At 66.0% G+C, this 17,698-nt stretch carries 15 protein-coding genes; 5 read left to right on the top strand and 10 right to left on the bottom strand.

Translation table 11 applies throughout. The annotated features are described in order from the left end of the window. The first annotated feature begins 39 nt into the window (after positions 1–39). Both ACVOLJ_RS05960 and ACVOLJ_RS05955 read left to right on the top strand, forming a co-directional pair. Positions 40–1,008 carry a hypothetical protein gene (locus ACVOLJ_RS05960; protein ID WP_481563695.1) on the top strand — a complete coding sequence of 323 codons (969 nt, stop codon included), beginning with the start codon at positions 40–42 and terminating at the stop codon, positions 1,006–1,008. After that, positions 1,005–1,709 (top strand): hypothetical protein, encoded by a 705-nt coding sequence (locus ACVOLJ_RS05955; RefSeq protein ID WP_481563694.1) that lies wholly within the window; start codon positions 1,005–1,007, stop codon positions 1,707–1,709. Before ACVOLJ_RS05960 ends, ACVOLJ_RS05955 begins: the two co-directional genes overlap by 4 nt. Positions 1,710–1,733: 24 nt before the next feature. Here ACVOLJ_RS05955 and ACVOLJ_RS05950 read toward each other — a convergent pair whose 3' ends face one another. The 7 genes from ACVOLJ_RS05950 to murJ form a co-directional block, all read right to left on the bottom strand. Then, entirely contained in the window at positions 1,734–2,399 is a 666-nt protein-coding gene (locus ACVOLJ_RS05950; RefSeq protein ID WP_481563693.1) for a lysoplasmalogenase, read from the bottom strand. Next, positions 2,396–4,279 (bottom strand): M61 family metallopeptidase, encoded by a 1,884-nt coding sequence (locus tag ACVOLJ_RS05945; protein WP_481563692.1) that lies wholly within the window; start codon positions 4,277–4,279, stop codon positions 2,396–2,398. Before ACVOLJ_RS05945 ends, ACVOLJ_RS05950 begins: the two co-directional genes overlap by 4 nt. 191 nt (positions 4,280–4,470) lie before the next feature. After that, a complete protein-coding gene (gene ispH, locus ACVOLJ_RS05940; protein ID WP_475277778.1) occupies positions 4,471–5,421 on the bottom strand; it encodes a 4-hydroxy-3-methylbut-2-enyl diphosphate reductase in 951 nt (316 codons plus the stop codon). Positions 5,422–5,448: 27 nt separating this feature from the next. Beyond that, positions 5,449–5,973, bottom strand: coding sequence for a signal peptidase II (gene lspA, locus ACVOLJ_RS05935; RefSeq protein ID WP_481563691.1), 525 nt, complete (start codon positions 5,971–5,973; stop codon positions 5,449–5,451). Further along, positions 5,973–8,804: an isoleucine--tRNA ligase gene (ileS, locus tag ACVOLJ_RS05930; protein ID WP_481563690.1), complete on the bottom strand. Its 2,832-nt coding sequence runs from the start codon at positions 8,802–8,804 to the stop codon at positions 5,973–5,975. Before ileS ends, lspA begins: the two co-directional genes overlap by 1 nt. Further along, positions 8,801–9,748, bottom strand: coding sequence for a bifunctional riboflavin kinase/FAD synthetase (locus ACVOLJ_RS05925; RefSeq protein ID WP_481563689.1), 948 nt, complete (start codon positions 9,746–9,748; stop codon positions 8,801–8,803). The genes ileS and ACVOLJ_RS05925 overlap by 4 nt, the downstream gene beginning before the upstream one ends. Before the next feature lie 75 nt (positions 9,749–9,823). After that, the gene (murJ, locus tag ACVOLJ_RS05920; protein ID WP_481563740.1) at positions 9,824–11,428 is read right to left on the bottom strand and encodes a murein biosynthesis integral membrane protein MurJ; all 1,605 of its coding nucleotides are present in this window, start codon (positions 11,426–11,428) and stop codon (positions 9,824–9,826) included. 117 nt (positions 11,429–11,545) lie between these two features. On the opposite strand from murJ, the gene rpsT reads away from it, so the two are divergent. Beyond that, the gene (gene rpsT / locus ACVOLJ_RS05915; protein WP_004148449.1) at positions 11,546–11,815 is read left to right on the top strand and encodes a 30S ribosomal protein S20; all 270 of its coding nucleotides are present in this window, start codon (positions 11,546–11,548) and stop codon (positions 11,813–11,815) included. A gap of 195 nt (positions 11,816–12,010) precedes the next feature. On the opposite strand, the gene obgE is transcribed toward rpsT, so the two are convergent. The 3 genes from obgE to rplU form a co-directional block, all read right to left on the bottom strand. Continuing rightward, positions 12,011–13,063, bottom strand: coding sequence for a GTPase ObgE (obgE, locus tag ACVOLJ_RS05910; RefSeq protein ID WP_475277774.1), 1,053 nt, complete (start codon positions 13,061–13,063; stop codon positions 12,011–12,013). Between the two features lie 178 nt (positions 13,064–13,241). Beyond that, positions 13,242–13,505, bottom strand: a complete 264-nt coding sequence (gene rpmA / locus ACVOLJ_RS05905; RefSeq protein ID WP_475277773.1) for a 50S ribosomal protein L27 — start codon at positions 13,503–13,505, stop codon at positions 13,242–13,244. Between the two features lie 11 nt (positions 13,506–13,516). Further along, positions 13,517–13,834: a 50S ribosomal protein L21 gene (gene rplU / locus ACVOLJ_RS05900; protein ID WP_004148331.1), complete on the bottom strand. Its 318-nt coding sequence runs from the start codon at positions 13,832–13,834 to the stop codon at positions 13,517–13,519. Between the two features lie 349 nt (positions 13,835–14,183). On the opposite strand from rplU, the gene uvrA reads away from it, so the two are divergent. Continuing rightward, on the top strand, positions 14,184–17,174 hold the full coding sequence (gene uvrA, locus ACVOLJ_RS05895; protein ID WP_475277772.1) for an excinuclease ABC subunit UvrA: 2,991 nt from the start codon (positions 14,184–14,186) through the stop codon (positions 17,172–17,174). Continuing rightward, a complete protein-coding gene (locus tag ACVOLJ_RS05890; protein ID WP_475277771.1) occupies positions 17,174–17,581 on the top strand; it encodes an acyl-CoA thioesterase in 408 nt (135 codons plus the stop codon). The genes uvrA and ACVOLJ_RS05890 overlap by 1 nt, the downstream gene beginning before the upstream one ends. Positions 17,582–17,698: the final 117 nt, after the last annotated feature.

Below are 17,698 nucleotides of genomic sequence, written 5' to 3'. Positions count from 1 at the left end.
TACCCTACGCCGCCTGTTCCACCGCGTCGAAGGCGAGTCATGAAAGCCTACCTCTGGTTCCTGGGCGCGCTCATGCTGTTCTTCGCGCTGCCCTTCCCCTGCCTGATCTACTTTGGCACCAGCTGGCCGCTGGATGTGGGCGACCGCAGCGCGCCGTGGCTGGCACTGGGCCTGCTGGCGACCTCGCTGGCGCTGTGGCTGGTGCTGCTGTACGCCTTCCTGCATTACCTGCTGCTGGCGCCCCCGCGCGCCCTGCAACGCGTGCGCAGCATCCTCGCCGACGGGCAGCCACGCAGCGCACGCATCGAGCAGGCCGAACAGACCGGCGTGCAGGTACGCGGCTTCACGCAGTGGCGACTGCAACTGGCCTTCGACAATCTGTCCGGCACGCCGATCACCGAAGCGCTGGTGGTGGTCGACAGCAAGCCACAGCTGCAGCGCTTTGCCGTGGGCAGGCACGTGGATGTGCTGCTCAGCCGCACACCGGGCGCCTCGCCCAACCTGATGCTGGAAGGAGCGCAAGCGGAACTGGACCATGCCAGCCTGTGGCGCCGCGCGATCGGCGGCGTGATCGGCATCCTCATGGTCGCTGCCGCGTACGTCGTGGTCTATCGCCTGCAGAGCGAAGGCCTGGGCTGGACGTTCCTGGGCTTCGGCCATCCACTGCTGGTCTGCCCGCTGGTGCTGTGCAGCTACCTGATCGGCCTGCGCCTGCTGGCGCGCCTGCTGGGCGGCACCCTGCAGATCGACGCACGCGGCGAATCCCTCAAGTACCGTGGTATCGCCGCCGAAGCACGGGTTCTGGATGTGCGCCAGACCGGCACCTACGTCAACGAACAACCACAGGTGGAGTTCCAGCTGGAGTATCTCGACCGCGAGGGCAACGTGCAGCAGGCCAGTGTGCGTCGCTTCGTTGCGCTGCTCGAGCTGGCCAACATTCCGCGCGGGCAGGTCGACATCCTGTATGACCCGGATGATCGCCGCAGCGTGCGCATGGAGCACGCATGAAGCGTCCGGTATCCACGCCACTGGTGTTCGCTGGAGTGGTACTGGCCCTGGCCGGAGTCGCTACGGCGGGCGGCGCGTTGCAGACGGTCAACGCGACCCTGCGTGGCGCCGTTTCGACCGTACCTGCCGATGCAACGCCGCAACACCCATGGGAACAACCGTTGCGCACGGTGGCGATCACCACGCCACGCGCGGCAGCCGAACCAATGCACCTGCCAGGGCGCGCGCGGCCGAACCTGCTGTTCGACGCCGAGCGCCTGCAGGCCGCACGGCAGGCACTGGAGGCAATGCCCGGACTGGCCGGCGAACGCCTGGTCGTCTTCCACAGCATCCACTTCCATGACGACGGCCGCATCGACATCGACCTGGTCGACCCACGGCAGCCGGGCCATGTTGACGGCTACCACTACCAACGCGGGCAGTGGCGCAAGGGCGAAGCTGTGAATCCACAGCAGTTCGCACCCACCATCACCCTGCGCCGCAGCAGCACCGCACTGGCCAACATCGATTTCGACGCCGTGCCACGGGTGGCGCAGGCGCTGCAGGAACAGCGCAATGCACTGATGCGTACGCCCGCTGAAGTCGGCCATGTGTATGTGGTCGTCCGCAAGGGCGGCAAGCTGGTGTGGCTGCCGGATGAAGTCGCCGGCGACCGCCAGACCGTGCGCCTGCGCTACGACGCCCGAGGCAACCTGCAGTAGACAAAGGGGACGGAGGGGATGAAGTCACCTCACCGAGCGGGCAATGGCGTACTGCGCGGCGTAATAGGTCGACAGCACCAGCAGGCTGGCCAACGGCAGGCCACCGCCGAATCGATCCCACGCCAGCAGCGAATCGCTGGCGACGAACAGCAATGCGCCACCGGCGGCCCAACGGGCGCTGCTGCGCTCAAGCGCATCCGGTTGCGGCCGTTTCCAGCTGCGTGCCAGTGCAAGCACCGCCATCATCGCCAGCACCACGACGTAAGCCAGCACCGGCACGCGCATCGACAGCGGCAGGTGTGGCCACAGGCCGGCGACGTTGATCGAAGCGAATGCGGCAAGCAGCACGAAAGCGCCCAACAATCCTCGCCCTGCGCGCAGCCCGGCACGGAACGCGGCGAAGTAGCACAGGTGTGCAAGCAGGAACGCGATCAGCCCCGGTACGAATGCATCGATCGGCAGCATCAGCGCGATATCGCCCAGGCAGGACAACAGCATGCCGGCCAGCACCGCCCGTCGATAGAACGCATCCATCACCGGCGTCGCCTGCCAGGCGATGGCGGCGATCAACAGCGTGGTGGCCGGTTTGGCCAACCAGTGCAGCCAGCGCCCGTCGCCCTCGGCAAACGCGCCGGCGATGGCGAGGACCGCCACCACCAGGATCACCCCATCGCGCGTGCGCAGGCTCATCGCGCCTTCCACAACTCTGCAAGGCGGTCAGCGCGGCCGGCGATACGCTCCAGCACCGGATACTGCAGGCCGCCGTGGTAATCGATCTTCATCGTATCGATGCGGTCGAACTGCTTGACCAGCAACACCATCGGCGCCTTGTCAGTGGCTGCGGCAGCCACGGCATCCTTCAAGCGCTGGCTGCTGTACTCACGCCCGCCAACGGCAATCACCTTCATGCCCGGCGCAAGACCGGCATTGAAGGCCGGGCTGTCCCAGATCACATCACCGACCACGCCAGTGTCGAGCACGGTCGCACCCAGCGAATAGGCCAGCAGCGCGGCTTTGGCGCGCTTTTCCTGCGCCTTGTAGGCCTCGTTCGGTGCATCGCGGTAGACCAGCTTCCAACCGGCCAGCTCCAGGCCGCCGGTCAGCGAACCGTGCCCGTCCAGGCGCTGGCGCAGGAAGCTGGCCCAGTCGTACGGCGCGATGCCGTTCAAGGTCGCCACCACGTCGTCGAAGGTGTACGGATTGACGTCCCAGTCGCCATTGCCGACGCCGAAGAACGCGCGCGCGAAATCATCCAGGCTGCGCCGGTTGCCGGTCAGGCCACGCAGCTTGCCTTCCACTTCCAGCCACAGCATCTGCCCGCCGGAATAGTAGTCCTCGCTCATCTGGTAGTTGCGGTACGGCAACGTGCGGCGCTGGGCGATGGTCGGGTCGTTGGTGGTGTCCTGCAACGGCCGCCAGGCCAGGCCAGGGCGGCCACGATCGTAGGTCGCTGCCACATTGGCCAGCATGTCGCGCGCCTGCTCGCTGCTCCACAGCCCCGAACGCGCGGCCAGCACCTGGCCCCAGAACTGGGTCTGGCCCTCGTATACCCACAGCAGGCTGTCGCCCATCGGTGTATTGAAGTTGGCCGTGGCCAGATCGGCGCCGCGGCGGTACTTGCCGTTCCAGGAATGGGTGTACTCATGCGGCAGCAGGTCACGCATCCACGCGTTGCTGTCCCACTCGGTGAAGTAGCCCGGGTCGGCGCTGTTCTCGCTGGAGCGATGGTGCTCCAGGCCGATGCCGCCGAGACGATCGGTCAGCGCAAGCAGGAACTCGTAGTGATCGTAATGGCGCGCGCCGTACAGCTTGTCCGCCTGCTGTACCAGCGCGCGGTGCACCTTCAGCTGCGCGTCGGTCGGCTTCAGCGATTTGGCATCGTCTGCAAACACGTTCAGATGCACCGGCGCCTTCGCGCCCGGGTCGAGGTCGATGCGCTGGTGATGCTCACCGGCAAACAGCGGCGAATCGACCAGGTGATCGTATGAAATCGGCTTGAACACCACGGTGTCGCCGTCGCGGCGCGCGGTTTCCAGCGCGGTGGCGTAGGCCCAGCCCTTGGGCAGGGTCACACTGGCCTGCGCCTGCAGGTTGCGTGCATCCACGCCGGCCGGATACAGCGAATTGGCGTTCCACTGCAGGTTGAGCATTTCCGGGGTCATCACCACCCTGCCTTGGCTGCCCCCCTGCGAAGACAGGAAATCGAAGTGGGCGACGATTTCGCTCACACCTTCGGGCACATCCACCTTGAACGCGTAGACGTTGAACTGGTCGCGCTGCCAGGCCAGCGGTTTGCCGTTGGCGGTCACGCGCAGGCCGGCCAGCTTGTCGATCGGGCCGGTAGGCGAATGGTTGCCGGGAATCCACTGCGGATACAGCAGGGTCATCGGGCCGGGCTTGGCCGGCACGGTGGCGGTCACCTTGAAGATGCGCCGGGCCAGGTCGCGCGCATCGACATCGATGCGCAGCAGGCCGGGCGCGGCGGCATCGCCCGGCGGCGAGGTCTGCGCCAGCGCGGGCGTGGCCGCCAGCGCGAACAGCACGGACATCACCAGGGCACGGGTTTTCATCAGGCAGGTTCCAGCAGCGGTAGAAGTACCGATGCTAGGCCTGTGCGATGCGCGGCCCCATGGCCGAAGGTCATGGGTGTGTGCCTATCCACGCATGGCGTGGATCTACTGGAGCGGTGCGCTCGCGCTGCATGGATGCACCGGACCGGGTGCAGTAGATCCACGCCATGCGTGGATGAGGCGCTTTCCGGTCAATCGATCAACCGCAGACGCAGTTCCTTCGGCAGCGCGAACACCATCGATTCCGGCTCGCCGTCCAGCTCACCAACGCCGGAAGCGCCCAGCTCGGCCAGGCGTGCCAGCACGCCATCCACCAGCACCTGCGGCGCCGAAGCACCCGCGGTCACGCCGATGTGCTGCTTGCCGACCACCCAGTTCGGGTCGATCTCGTGCGCGCCGTCGATCAGGTAGCTTTCCACGCCTTCACGGCGGGCCAGCTCGCTCAAGCGGTTGGAATTGGAGCTGTTCGGCGAACCCACCACCAGCACCAGGTCGCAACGCTTGGCCAGGTCGCGCACGGCGTCCTGGCGGTTCTGCGTGGCGTAGCAGATGTCGTCGTTCTTTGGCCCCTGCATGGCCGGGAAGCGCTCGCGCAACGCATCGATGATGCCGCGCGTGTCATCCACCGACAGCGTGGTCTGGGTGGTATAGGCGAAATTTTCCGGCTGGTTGATCTGCAGCGTGGCGACCTGCTCCACGTCCTCGACCAGGTAGATCTGGCCGGTGCCCGCTTCGCGGCTCCACTGCCCCATCGTACCTTCCACTTCCGGGTGGCCGGCGTGGCCGATCAGCACCACGTCTCGGCCGGCCCGGCAGTGGCGGGCGACTTCGAAGTGGACCTTGGTCACCAGCGGGCAGGTGGCATCGAACACCTTCAGCCCGCGACGCTCCGCTTCCTGGCGCACGGCCTGGGAAACGCCGTGCGCGCTGAAGATCACCGTGTTGTTGTCCGGCACCTCGTCCAGTTCCTCGACGAAGATCGCACCGCGCTGCTTCAGGTCATCGACCACGAAGCGGTTGTGCACCACTTCATGGCGGACATAGATGGGCGCGCCCAGCGTTTCGATCGCGCGCTTGACGATCTCGATCGCACGATCGACGCCGGCACAGAATCCACGCGGGTTGGCGAGCAGCACATCCATCAGTCAGGTCTCCCGGCAGCGGCCGGCTTACGGTTTCGGGTTGGCATTATCCGCCTTTTTCGCGGATTTGCCTTCGAACAGGCCAAACAGGGCGATGCCCACGGCACCCACCACGATGGCCGAATCGGCGATGTTGAACGACGGCCAGACATGCTCGCCGACGTACCACTGGATGAAATCGACCACGTGGCCATGCACCTGGCGGTCGATCACGTTGCCGATGGCGCCGCCGATGATCAGTGCATATGGCACCGCCGCCTTCCAGTTGCCACGGGCAGTGCCGCGCAGCCACCAGGCCATCAGGCCACTGATGGCGATCGCCAGCACGGTGAAGAAGTGCTTCTGCCAACCACCGGCATCGCTCAGGAAACTGAACGCCGCACCGGTGTTGTAGGTGCGATACCAGTTCCAGAAGCCGTCGATCACTGCCACCGGCTGGAACTCCGGCAGGCTCGACAGCACCCAGGCCTTGGACCACTGGTCCAGGCCGATGATCAGCGCCGACAACAGCAGCCAGACCAGCGCATTCGGATGCGGACGCGGGGCGGCCATCAGAACCAGCTCCGCACTTCACCGGCGCCGGTGATGTTGCTCACGCAGCGGCCACACAGTTCAGGGTGGTCGGCGTTGCTGCCGACATCGGCACGGTGGTGCCAGCAGCGCACGCACTTGGACTTCGCGGTCGGCTGCGCGCTCACGAACACTTCGTCGGTGGTTGCCGGGCGCACCTGCACGTCGCCGCTGATGAACAGGAAGCGCAGCTCATCGGCCAGCGGCTGCCAGCGCGCGGCCTGCGCTTCGCTGGCGGCGATGGTGATCTCCGCTTCCAGCGCGGCGCCGATCGCACCATTGGCGCGCATCGGCTCCAGCACCTTGGCCACCTGTTCGCGCACGGCCAGCAGCTGCTCGAAATCAGCGGCGTTGAGCTGTGCATCGGCCGGCAGCGGCGCAAGGCCTTCATACCAGGTCGCGAACAGCACGTGGCCGGCACGCTCACCCGGCAGGTAATCCCACAGCTCGTCGGCGGTGAAGGTCAGGATCGGCGCCACCCAGCGGGTGAACGCCTCGGCGATGTGGTACATCGCGCTCTGTGCCGAGCGACGACCGTTGGAATCGGTCGGCATCGTGTACAGGCGATCCTTGGTCACATCCAGGTACAGCGAGCCCAGATCCACGCTGCAGAAGTTCAGCAGCAGCTGCACGATCTCGGCCATGTCGTAGTTGTCATACGCGGCCTTGATCTTCTCCTGCAGCTCCCAGGCGCGATGCACGATCCAGCGGTCCAGCGCGACCATCTCGTTCAACGGCTGCAGGTGCGCCGCCGGATCGAAACCGTCCAGGTTGCCCAGCAGGAAGCGTGCGGTGTTGCGCAGGCGACGGTAGGCATCGGCATTGCGCTTGAGGATTTCCTGCGACAGCGACATCTCGTTGCTGTAGTCGGCCGAGGCGATCCACAGGCGCAGGATGTCCGCGCCCAGCTTGTTCATGATGTCCTGCGGCTCGATGCCGTTGCCCAGCGACTTGGACATCTTGCGGCCGTGCTCGTCCACGGTGAAGCCGTGGGTCAGGCACTGCTTGTACGGGGCGCGCTTGTCGATCGCCACGCCGGTCAGCAGCGAGGACTGGAACCAGCCGCGGTGCTGGTCCGAACCTTCCAGGTACAGATCGGCCGGCTTGCCGAAACCGCGCGCGGCCAGCACGCCTTCATGGGTCACGCCCGAGTCGAACCACACATCAAGAATGTCGGTGACCTTCTCGTAGTCGGCCGCTTCGGCACCCAGCAGTTCGCTGGCGTCCAGCGAGTACCACACGTCGATGCCCTCGGCTTCAACGCGGTCGGCAACCTGCCGCATCAGCTCCACCGAACGCGGGTGGATCTCACCGGTCTGGCGATGGGTGAACAGTGCGATCGGCACGCCCCAGGTGCGCTGGCGCGAAATGGTCCAGTCCGGGCGGCCATCGACCATGCTCTGGATGCGCGCCTTGCCCCAGCTCGGGAACCAGCCGACGGTATCGATGGCGGCCAGCGCATCGTTGCGCAGGTTGGCCTTTTCCATCGAGATGAACCACTGCGGGGTGGCGCGGAACACCACCGGCGTCTTGTGGCGCCAGCAATGCGGGTAACTGTGGCGGATCGGGTGGAAGGCCAGCAGCGCGCCGTTGTTGCGCAGCACGCCGACGATGGCCTCCTGCGCCTTCCACAGATGCTGGCCAGCCAGCACCACGTCGCCGGCCGGCGGTGTCGATTCCAGGTACACGCCGCGGCCGTCGATCGGAGTGATCTGGCCGGCGTTGTACTTGTCCAGCAGGCCGTATTTCTGGCTGACCACGTAGTCTTCCTGGCCGTGACCGGGCGCGGTGTGCACCGCACCGGTACCGTCCTCGTCGGACACGTGTTCGCCGTTGAGCACCAGGATCTCGCGCTCCGGGTAGAACGGGTGCGCCAGCAGCTGGTTCTCCAGCGCCGAACCCTCGGCCTCACCATGCAGCACAACCGCTTCCACGCCGTAGCGCTGCAGTGCGCGCTCGGCCAGGGCAGCAGCCAGCACCAGCCAGCGGCGCTTGCCGTTGTGGGCGGGGCCTTCGGCCAGCACGTAGTTGATGTCCGCACCCAGCGACACGGCCAGCGATGCCGGCAGCGTCCACGGGGTGGTGGTCCAGATCGGCACCGCCACTTCCACGTCGGCCGGCACGCTCACGCCAAATGCCTGTGCCACCGCCTGCGCGTCGCGCGCGGCGTAGGCCACGTCGATCGCCGGCGATTCCTTTTCCTGGTACTCGATTTCCGCTTCGGCCAGTGCCGAGCCACAGTCGAAGCACCAGTACACCGGCTTGGCACCGCGCACCAGGTGACCATTGGCCACGACCTTGGCCAGCGCGCGGATTTCATTGGCTTCGAAGTCGAAGCTCAGGGTCTTGTACGGGTTGTCCCAGTCGCCGGTCACGCCCAGGCGCTTGAAGTCCACGCGCTGGATGTTGATCTGCTCCTCGGCGAACTCACGGCACTTCTGCCGGAACTCGACAGCGTCGAGCTTGGTGCCGACCTTGCCCCACTTCTTTTCCACCGCGATCTCGATCGGCAGGCCATGGCAATCCCAGCCCGGCACGTAGGGCGCATCGAAGCCGGCCAGGTAGCGCGACTTGACGATGATGTCCTTCAGGATCTTGTTGACCGCGTGGCCCAGGTGGATGCGGCCGTTGGCGTACGGCGGGCCGTCATGCAGCACGAACAGCGGGCGGCCGGCGGCGTTGTCGCGCAGCTGCTGGTAGAGCCCCTGCTCTTCCCAGCGCGCCAGAATGCCCGGCTCGCGCTTGGGCAGGTCGCCGCGCATCGGGAATTCGGTGGCAGGCAGGTTCAGGGTGGTCTTGTAGTCCTGGCTCACGCAGTGGCTCGCAATCTATGTTCGGAAAGGATGGCACGCGCCTGTTCGGCGTCGCGGTGCATCTGGTCGGTCAGCGCCGCCAGATCATTGAATTTCTCTTCGTCGCGCAGCTTGGCGACGAATTCGACATCGATGTGGCGTCCATACAGGTCGCCCTGGAAATCGAACAGGTGCGCTTCCAGCAACGGCTCCACGCCATCCACGGTCGGCCGGGTGCCGAAGCTGGACACCGATGGCCACGGCTGGTCGAACACCCCGTGTACCCACGTCGCGTAGATGCCCGACAGTGCCGGGGTCTTGGGGAAGCGCAGGTTGGCGGTGGGAAAGCCCAGCGTGCGGCCAAGCTGGCGCCCGCGCACCACCCGGCCACTGATCGCATAGGGGCGGCCGAGCAGGTCGCCGGCACGGGCGAAGTCGCCGTCCTGCAGCAGTTGGCGGATGCGGGTGCTGGAAATGCGCTCGCCATGCAGGTCGACCGTCTCGATCTCACCGGCAGTAAAGCCCAGTTCGGCACCCAGCGCCTGCAGCAGCGCCAGATCGCCGCGACGGCGGTTGCCGAAGCAGAACTCCGGGCCGATCCACACTTCGCGGGCGCCCAGGCGATGGGCCAGCAGCCGGCGCACGAAGTCCTCGGCAGGCATCGCCGCCATCGCCGCATCGAAGCGCAGCAGGCCAACGGCATCCACGCCCAGTTCGCGCAGGATCTCGACCTTGCTGCGGGCAAGGGTCAGCCGCGGCGGCGGCGTGCCCTGGGCAAAGAATTCACGCGGCAATGGCTCGAAGGCTACTGCCGCTGCGGGGACACCCAGGGCGCGCGCGCGCGCGACCGCGTGCCGCACCAGCGCACGATGGCCCAGGTGGAGGCCGTCGAATGCACCGATGCAGACCACGCTTCCGTTGGGGAACAGCTCCCCGCCCTCGACGCTTCTGAACAGCCTGCTCATCAACTCTCGTTCCGGCCGGCCGCAGCCCGCCGCTTCAATGGTGTAACCCTGAAGTATAGCCGCCGCAGCCCGCGATCAATGCCCACGCAGGTCGCGCGGACGGAAGCCCATCGCCACCATGGCCACCGCGTAGGTCAGGCCACCGCCGCCCACCAGCAGGCCGAGGGCGCCGATGCGCTCCCACACACCCATCGCCGCGAAGCCCGGCAGCCAGTACAGCAGGGCCAGCAGCACGCCGACCATCGCCACACAGGCCACTGCCAGCCGCAGCAGGTAGCCGCTCCAGCCCGGCCGGCGCTGGTAGACATCGGTCTTGCCCAGCCAGTACCAGAGCAACCCCAGGTTCAGGTAACTGGACAGCGCGCTGGCAATGCCCAGCGCCAGATGCAGGCCCGGCTGCTTGCCCAGCGCGGCCATCACGCCCTGCGCCTTCAGATCGTCGGGCACCATCACCTGGTACAGCACGGCCAGCAGGGCGAAGTTGAACACCATGTTGGCCACCAGCGCGGCCACGCCGGCGCGCACCGGGGTTTTGGTGTCCTGGCGGGCGTAGAACGCCGGCAGCACCACCTTCAGCAAGGCGAACGCCGGCAGGCCGAAGCTCAGGCCATACACCGACAGCGCCGTCATGCGGGTATCGAACGCGGTGAACTGGCCGTGCTGGAAGATCGTTGAAATCAGCGGTTCGGCCAACAGCAGCAGGCCCAGCATGGCCGGCACCGAGATCAGCAGGGTCATGCGCAGGCCCCAGTCCAGCGAGCGCGAGAAGCCTTCGCGGTCGGTGCTGACATGGTGGCGGGCCAGCGCCGGCAGGATGACCGTGCCCAGGGCCACGCCGAACACGCCCAGCGGCAGCTCCAGAAAGCGGTCGGCCAGCGACAGCCAGGACTGCGAGCCGTCGGTCAGCTTGGCAGCGATGACCGTGTCCAGCAGCAGGTTGATCTGCGCCACGGATGAGCCGAACAGGGTCGGCACCATCAGCGTCATCACCTTGCGCACGCCCGGATGGGTCCAGCCCCAGCGTGGCAGTGTCAGCAGGCTGATGCCCTTCAGCGAGGGCAGCTGGAACAGCAGCTGCAGCAGGCCAGCGGCCAGCACGGCCCATCCCAGCGCCAGGATCTGCTTTTCCGGGGTCCCGCCCAGCCGCGGCGCCAGCCACAGCGCGCCGGCGATCATGCACAGGTTGAGGATCACCGGGGTCAGCGCCGGCATCGCGAATTTCTGGAAGCTGTTCAGCGCGCCACCGGCCAGCGCGGTCAGCGAGACGAACAGCAGGAACGGGAAGGTCAAACGGAACAGGTCAACCAGCAGGCCCTGTTTTACCGGATCGGTATCCACACCGCTGGAGAAGACCGATGCCAGCTGCGGGGCGAAGATCAGCGCCAGCGCGGTCACCAGCATGAGGATGCCGCCCAGGGTGCCGGCGACCCGCGACATCAGTTCGCGCAGCTCGGCGTGGCTGCGGGTCTCCTTCACTTCCGTGAACACCGGCACGAATGCGGTGGCGAAAGACCCCTCGGCGAACAACCGGCGCAGGAAATTGGGTACCCTGAAGGCGACCCAGAAAGCATCAGTGATGGCGTTGGTGCCGAACGTGGTGGTCACCACGAAGTCCCGGACAAGTCCGAGTACGCGCGAGACCATGGTCATGCTGCTGAACGACAGCAGGCCCCGCAACAACTTGGGTGAACTCACTCAGCGTCCCTCTTGACAATCGACTTGACGTGCATTTCCTACGCCATCATACTAGCTAGCTTGCTGTTCCCATAACACCGATTTTTTCAGGAAACCACCACCGTGGCCAATATCAAGTCCGCCAAGAAGCGCGCCAAGCAGACCGTCGTGCGCAACGCGCGCAACGTGGCTCAGCGCTCGATGCTGCGCACCGCTGTCAAGAAAGTGATCAAGGCGCTGGACGCCAACGATGCCGCCGGCGCCCAAGCCGCCTTCGCCGTTGCACAGCCGATCCTGGATCGCTTCAGCGCGCGTGGCCTGATCCACAAGAACAAGGCTGCTCGCCATAAGAGCCGCCTGAACGACCGCATCAAGGCCCTCGCGGCCGCCTGATCCGGTTGGTTGCCCGGGCCTCGGCTCCGGCAGCACACAAAAGCCCGGCCTCGGCCGGGTTTTTTGTTGCCTGCGATCCGGCAGTACCGACCGCTGGCCGCCAATCCATCGGCGCTGCCGCCAGAGGCTGGCACCACCACCGACCAACAAAAAACCCGGCCGAAGCCGGGTTTTTCGCACGGAATCACAACGGCATCACTGTGCGTTGCGGGCTTCCAGCTCATCTTCCTTCTGGCGATCGAAGAACGCCATGATCCGGCTCATGATCGGGAAGGTGCCTTCCCGACCCAGCGCGGACACCAGGAACCACGGCTCCTTCCAGCCCAGCTCGGCCACGATCTGCTCGGCCGCCACCTTGGCCTCGTCCTCGAACATCAGGTCGGCCTTGTTCAGCACCAGCCAGCGCGGCTTCTGCAGCAGTTCCGGGTCATGCTTTTCCAGCTCGCGCTCGATCGCACGCACCTGCTCAACCGGCGAGATGCCTTCCACGCCACCTTCCATCGGCGAGATGTCGACAAGATGCAGCAGCAGGCGGGTGCGCTGCAGGTGGCGCAGGAACTGCGCACCCAGGCCGGCACCGTCGGCGGCACCTTCGATCAGGCCCGGAATGTCGGCAATCACGAAGCTGCGATAGTTCTCCACCTTCACCACACCCAGGTTCGGGTACAGCGTGGTGAACGGGTAATCGGCCACCTTCGGCGTCGCCGCCGAGACAGCACGGATCAGGGTGCTCTTGCCGGCATTGGGGAAGCCCAGCAGACCGACATCGGCCAGCAGCTTCAACTCCAGCTTCAGCGTGCGCTCCTCACCCGGCTCGCCCGGCAGCGCCTGGCGCGGCGAGCGGTTGGTGGAGCTCTTGAAATGCATGTTGCCCAGGCCGCCGCGGCCGCCCTTGGCCACCAGCAGGCGGTCGCCATGCTGGGTCAGGTCGCCGATGATCTCATCGGTGGCCACGTTGATGATCACGGTGCCGACCGGCACGGTGATGACCAGTTCTTCGCCACCCTTGCCATAAGCCTGGCGGCCCATGCCGTTCTCGCCACGCTGCGCCTTGAAGATGCGGTCATGGCGGAAATCGACCAGGGTGTTCAGGTTCTCGTCGGCGCGGATCCACACGCTGCCGCCCGCACCGCCGTCGCCGCCGTCCGGGCCGCCGAGCGGAATGAACTTCTCGCGACGGAAGCCAATGCAGCCGTTGCCGCCGTTGCCGGCGAACACTTCGATTTCTGCTTCGTCTACCAGTTTCATTGTTTCGATGCCTGCGATGGGCGCGGCACCTGCGCCGTCGCCTTGAATGTAATGCCGGGCCCTGCCCCGCAACCGGGCGATGCCCGTTTTACCACTGATTCCAACGAAAAACCCCGCCGAAGCGGGGCTCTTCATGCAGCGATCCCATGCCGGGGCACGGGCGCCGGCCGTTGCCTTATCAGGCTTCGACCGAGACGACGCTGACGGTGCGACGCTTCTTCGGACCCTTCACCGAGAACTCCACCTTGCCGTCCGTCAGGGCGAACAGGGTGTGGTCACGGCCGAGGCCGACGCCGGAACCCGGGTGGAACTGGGTGCCGCGCTGGCGCACGATGATGTTGCCGGCTTCAATGGCCTGGCCACCGAAGATCTTGACGCCGAGGTATTTCGGGTTGGAGTCGCGACCGTTGCGCGAAGAGCCTACGCCTTTTTTATGTGCCATGACCTATCTCCTTACTTGCTGCCACCGGCAATGCCGGTGATCTCGATTTCGGTGTAGTACTGACGGTGACCCTGGCGCTTCATGTGGTGCTTACGGCGACGGAACTTGATGATCCGGACCTTGTCGGCACGACCCTGGGACAGGACGGTGGCAGTGACCGCAGCGCCGCTCAGGGCGTCGCCGATCTTGATGCCATCGCTGTCGCCGAGCAGCAGGATGTTGTCGAACTTGATCTCGCTGCCGACTTCGACTTCGAGTTTTTCAATGCGGAGCTTTTCGCCCTGCGCCACGCGGTATTGCTTACCGCCGGTGACCAGTACTGCGTACATGACCAGACTTCCTCTGTAGTTATTGTGGTCTATGGACTGTCGCCATCGAGGGCGGACAGGAGCGGAATTGTACGCAGAGGGCCCCGGACGGGTCAAGTCAACCCCCTGAACGGCGGGGATCCCCGTGCAATGGGGCTGTGGAGGCGCGCCATGCTCGGCTGAACGGCACCGGGCTCAAGCCGCCGGGCATGGCTCGGGGCTGCACAAAGCTGTCGGATGGTCTCAGCAGGTGAGACTCCGGGCTGGCATTGTCGCCCATTGCCCCCATCTGGTCACCTCGGTAGGCTGACCGATTGCCGCCCTTTCGCTGGCCCGGCGGCCCAGCCACGCCCCCACAACCGGATTCCCCATGGCGATGGATTTCATCCGCATCCGCGGCGCGCGGACGCACAACCTCAAGAACATCGACCTCGACCTGCCTCGCGACAAACTGATCGTGATCACCGGCCTGTCCGGCTCGGGCAAGTCGTCGCTGGCGTTCGACACCATCTATGCCGAAGGCCAGCGCCGCTACGTGGAATCGCTGTCGGCCTACGCACGGCAGTTCCTGAGCGTGATGGAAAAGCCGGACCTGGACCACATCGAGGGCTTGTCCCCGGCAATCTCGATCGAGCAGAAGTCGACCTCGCACAACCCGCGTTCAACGGTCGGCACGATCACCGAGATCTACGACTACCTGCGCCTGCTGTACGCGCGGGTCGGCACCCCGCGCTGCCCGGACCACGGCTACCCGCTGGAAGCGCAGACGGTCAGCCAGATGGTCGACCACGTGCTGACGCTGGACCCGGAACAGCGCTACATGCTGCTGGCGCCGGTGATCCGTGATCGCAAGGGCGAGCATGCCCAGGTCTTCGACCAGCTGCGCGCACAGGGCTTCGTGCGCGTGCGGGTGGATGGCGAACTGTACGAGATCGACGAGGTACCGGCGCTGGCACTGCGCCAGAAGCACACCATTGAAGCGGTGATCGATCGCTTCCGCCCGCGCGAGGACATCAAGCAGCGCCTGGCCGAGAGCTTCGAAACCGCGCTGAAGCTGGGCGATGGCATGGCCTCGGTGCAGAGCCTGGACAGCGCCGACGCCACGCCGACGATGTTCTCTTCCAAATACTCCTGCCCGGTCTGCGATTACTCGCTGCCCGAGCTGGAGCCGCGCCTGTTCTCGTTCAACGCACCGATGGGCGCCTGCCCCGGCTGCGACGGCCTGGGCATGGCCGAATTCTTCGATCCCTCGCGCGTGGTGGTGCACCCGGAGCTGTCGCTGGCCGCCGGTGCCGTGCGCGGCTGGGATCGTCGCAACGCCTACTATTTCCAGCTGATCGCCTCGCTGGCCAAGCACTACAGGTTCGACGTCGATGCGGCGTGGAACTCGCTGCCGGCCAAGGTGCAGCAGGCCGTGCTGTACGGCAGCGGCGAGGACACGATCACCTTCACCTATTTCACCGAGGCCGGTGGCCGCACCCAGCGCAAGCATCGCTTCGAAGGCATCATTCCCAACCTCGAACGCCGCTACAAGGAAACCGAATCGGCGGCGGTGCAGGAAGAGCTGGGCAAGTACATCAGCGAGCATGCCTGCCCCGAATGCAACGGCGCCCGCCTGAACAAGGCCGCGCGCAACGTGTTCGTGGCCGATCGCCCGCTGCCGGAACTGGTGGTGCTGCCGATCGATGAAGCACTGAAGTTTTTCAGCGGCCTGAGCCTGCCGGGCTGGCGCGGCGAGATTGCCGCGAAGATCGTCAAGGAGATCGGCGAACGCCTGGGCTTCCTGGTCGACGTCGGCCTGGATTACCTGACCCTGGAGCGCAAGGCCGACACCCTGTCCGGTGGCGAGGCGCAGCGTATCCGCCTGGCCAGCCAGATCGGCGCCGGCCTGGTGGGGGTGATGTACGTGCTGGACGAGCCTTCGATCGGCCTGCACCAGCGCGACAACGAACGCCTGCTGGGCACCCTCACCCGCCTGCGTGACCTGGGCAACACGGTGATCGTGGTCGAGCATGACGAAGATGCGATCCGCCTGGCCGACTACGTGCTGGACATCGGTCCGGGCGCAGGCGTGCATGGCGGCGAGATCGTCGGCCAGGGCACGCTGCAGGACATCCTGGATGCACCGCGCTCGCTGACCGGCCAGTACCTGTCGGGCAAGCGTGCGATCGAGATCCCCGCGCGCCGGCACAAGCCGGACCCGCGGATGACGCTGCACCTGCGGGGCGCCAGCGGCAACAACCTGAAGGGCGTGGACCTGGCCATACCGGCCGGACTGCTGACCTGCGTGACCGGTGTATCCGGCTCGGGCAAGTCGACCCTGATCAACGACACCCTGTTCTCGCTGGCCGCCAACGAGATCAACGGCGCTTCGCACCCGATCGCCCCGTACAAGGAGATCGAGGGGCTGGATCTGTTCGACAAGGTGGTGGACATCGACCAGTCGCCGATCGGCCGCACCCCGCGCTCGAACCCGGCCACCTACACCGGGTTGTTCACCCCGTTGCGCGAACTTTTCGCACAGGTGCCCGAGTCGCGTGCGCGCGGCTACTCGCCCGGCCGCTTCAGCTTCAACGTGCGCGGCGGTCGCTGCGAGGCCTGCCAGGGCGATGGCCTGATCAAGGTCGAGATGCACTTCCTGCCGGACGTGTACGTGCCCTGCGATGTGTGCCATGGCAAGCGCTACAACCGCGAAACGCTGGAGATCCTGTACAAGGGCTTCAACATCAACGACGTGCTGGAAATGACCGTCGAGGATGCGCTGAAGCTGTTCGAGCCGGTGCCGTCCATCGCGCGCAAGCTGGAGACCCTGGTTGATGTCGGCCTGAGCTACATCAAGCTGGGCCAGAGCGCGACCACGCTGTCCGGCGGTGAAGCGCAGCGCGTGAAGCTGTCCAAGGAGCTGTCGCGCCGTGATACCGGCCGCACCCTGTACATCCTCGACGAGCCGACCACCGGCCTGCACTTCCACGACATCGAAGCGTTGCTGGGCGTGCTGCACAAGCTGCGCGATGAAGGCAACACCGTGGTGGTGATCGAGCACAACCTGGACGTGATCAAGACCGCCGACTGGATCGTTGATCTGGGTCCGGAAGGCGGCCATCGCGGTGGCACCATCCTGGTGACCGGCACGCCGGAAGACGTGGCCGCCTGCCCGCAGTCGTATACCGGCCAGTTCCTGGCGCGCATGCTGCCCTCCACCAGCGCGCGCCCGGACCAGCCTGCCGCTGTGGCCAACAAGCCCGACGCGCGCCCGCCGCGCAAGGTCAAGCCGGAAAAGCCGGCAAAGAAGGCCGCCGCCGCCAAGAGCACCGGCAAGGCCAGCAAAACAGCTACCGCCAGCAAGAAGAAGGACGCCTGATGAGCAGCGAACACAAGATCCTGGCCCGCATCCCGATCAGCGTGCGCTGGCGTGACATGGACAGCATGGGCCACGTCAACAACGCCAAGTACATCTCCTACCTGGAAGAAGCGCGCGTGCGCTGGATGCTGGGCGTGGACGGCGTGTCGATGACCGATCGCATCGCGCCGGTGGTGGCCGCGACCAACGTCAACTACCGGCTGCCGATCGTGTGGCCCAACGACATCCTGGTCGAACTGTTCGTCGAGCGCCTGGGCAACAGCAGCGTGACCATCGGCCACCGCATTGTCGACCAGGCCGACGAAAACCGGCTGTATTCGGATGGCAACGTGGTGGTGGTCTGGATGGATACGCAGACCGGCAAGAGCGCACCGTTGCCGGACGCGATCCGCAGCGCGTCTACCTGAAGGTAGTGCCGGGCCCGGGGCGCGCACGCCGCCACAAAAATGAGTGGGGCGGGCCCCCGCGCGGCCCGACGCCCCAGGGACATGGCAGTGGATCTTACCCCAGCAGCACCGCGCGGC

This window comes from Stenotrophomonas sp. STEN046, assembly GCF_056759755.1.
The sequence above is the reverse complement of the archived record's forward strand: the minus strand, read 5'-3'. Positions and strand labels throughout refer to the sequence as shown.

What these genes read in the sequence shown, in the direction of transcription:
- ACVOLJ_RS05960 (WP_481563695.1), top strand. Translation starts at nt 40, where the DNA reads ATGAAAGCCTACCTCTGGTTCCTGGGCGCGCTCATGCTGTTCTTCGCG.
- ACVOLJ_RS05955 (WP_481563694.1), top strand. Translation starts at nt 1,005, where the DNA reads ATGAAGCGTCCGGTATCCACGCCACTGGTGTTCGCTGGAGTGGTACTG.
- ACVOLJ_RS05950 (WP_481563693.1), bottom strand. Translation starts at nt 2,399, where the DNA reads ATGAGCCTGCGCACGCGCGATGGGGTGATCCTGGTGGTGGCGGTCCTC.
- ACVOLJ_RS05945 (WP_481563692.1), bottom strand. Translation starts at nt 4,279, where the DNA reads ATGAAAACCCGTGCCCTGGTGATGTCCGTGCTGTTCGCGCTGGCGGCC.
- ispH (WP_475277778.1), bottom strand. Translation starts at nt 5,421, where the DNA reads ATGGATGTGCTGCTCGCCAACCCGCGTGGATTCTGTGCCGGCGTCGAT.
- lspA (WP_481563691.1), bottom strand. Translation starts at nt 5,973, where the DNA reads ATGGCCGCCCCGCGTCCGCATCCGAATGCGCTGGTCTGGCTGCTGTTG.
- ACVOLJ_RS05925 (WP_481563689.1), bottom strand. Translation starts at nt 9,748, where the DNA reads ATGAGCAGGCTGTTCAGAAGCGTCGAGGGCGGGGAGCTGTTCCCCAAC.
- obgE (WP_475277774.1), bottom strand. Translation starts at nt 13,063, where the DNA reads ATGAAACTGGTAGACGAAGCAGAAATCGAAGTGTTCGCCGGCAACGGC.
- rpmA (WP_475277773.1), bottom strand. Translation starts at nt 13,505, where the DNA reads ATGGCACATAAAAAAGGCGTAGGCTCTTCGCGCAACGGTCGCGACTCC.
- rplU (WP_004148331.1), bottom strand. Translation starts at nt 13,834, where the DNA reads ATGTACGCAGTACTGGTCACCGGCGGTAAGCAATACCGCGTGGCGCAG.
- uvrA (WP_475277772.1), top strand. Translation starts at nt 14,184, where the DNA reads ATGGCGATGGATTTCATCCGCATCCGCGGCGCGCGGACGCACAACCTC.
- ACVOLJ_RS05890 (WP_475277771.1), top strand. Translation starts at nt 17,174, where the DNA reads ATGAGCAGCGAACACAAGATCCTGGCCCGCATCCCGATCAGCGTGCGC.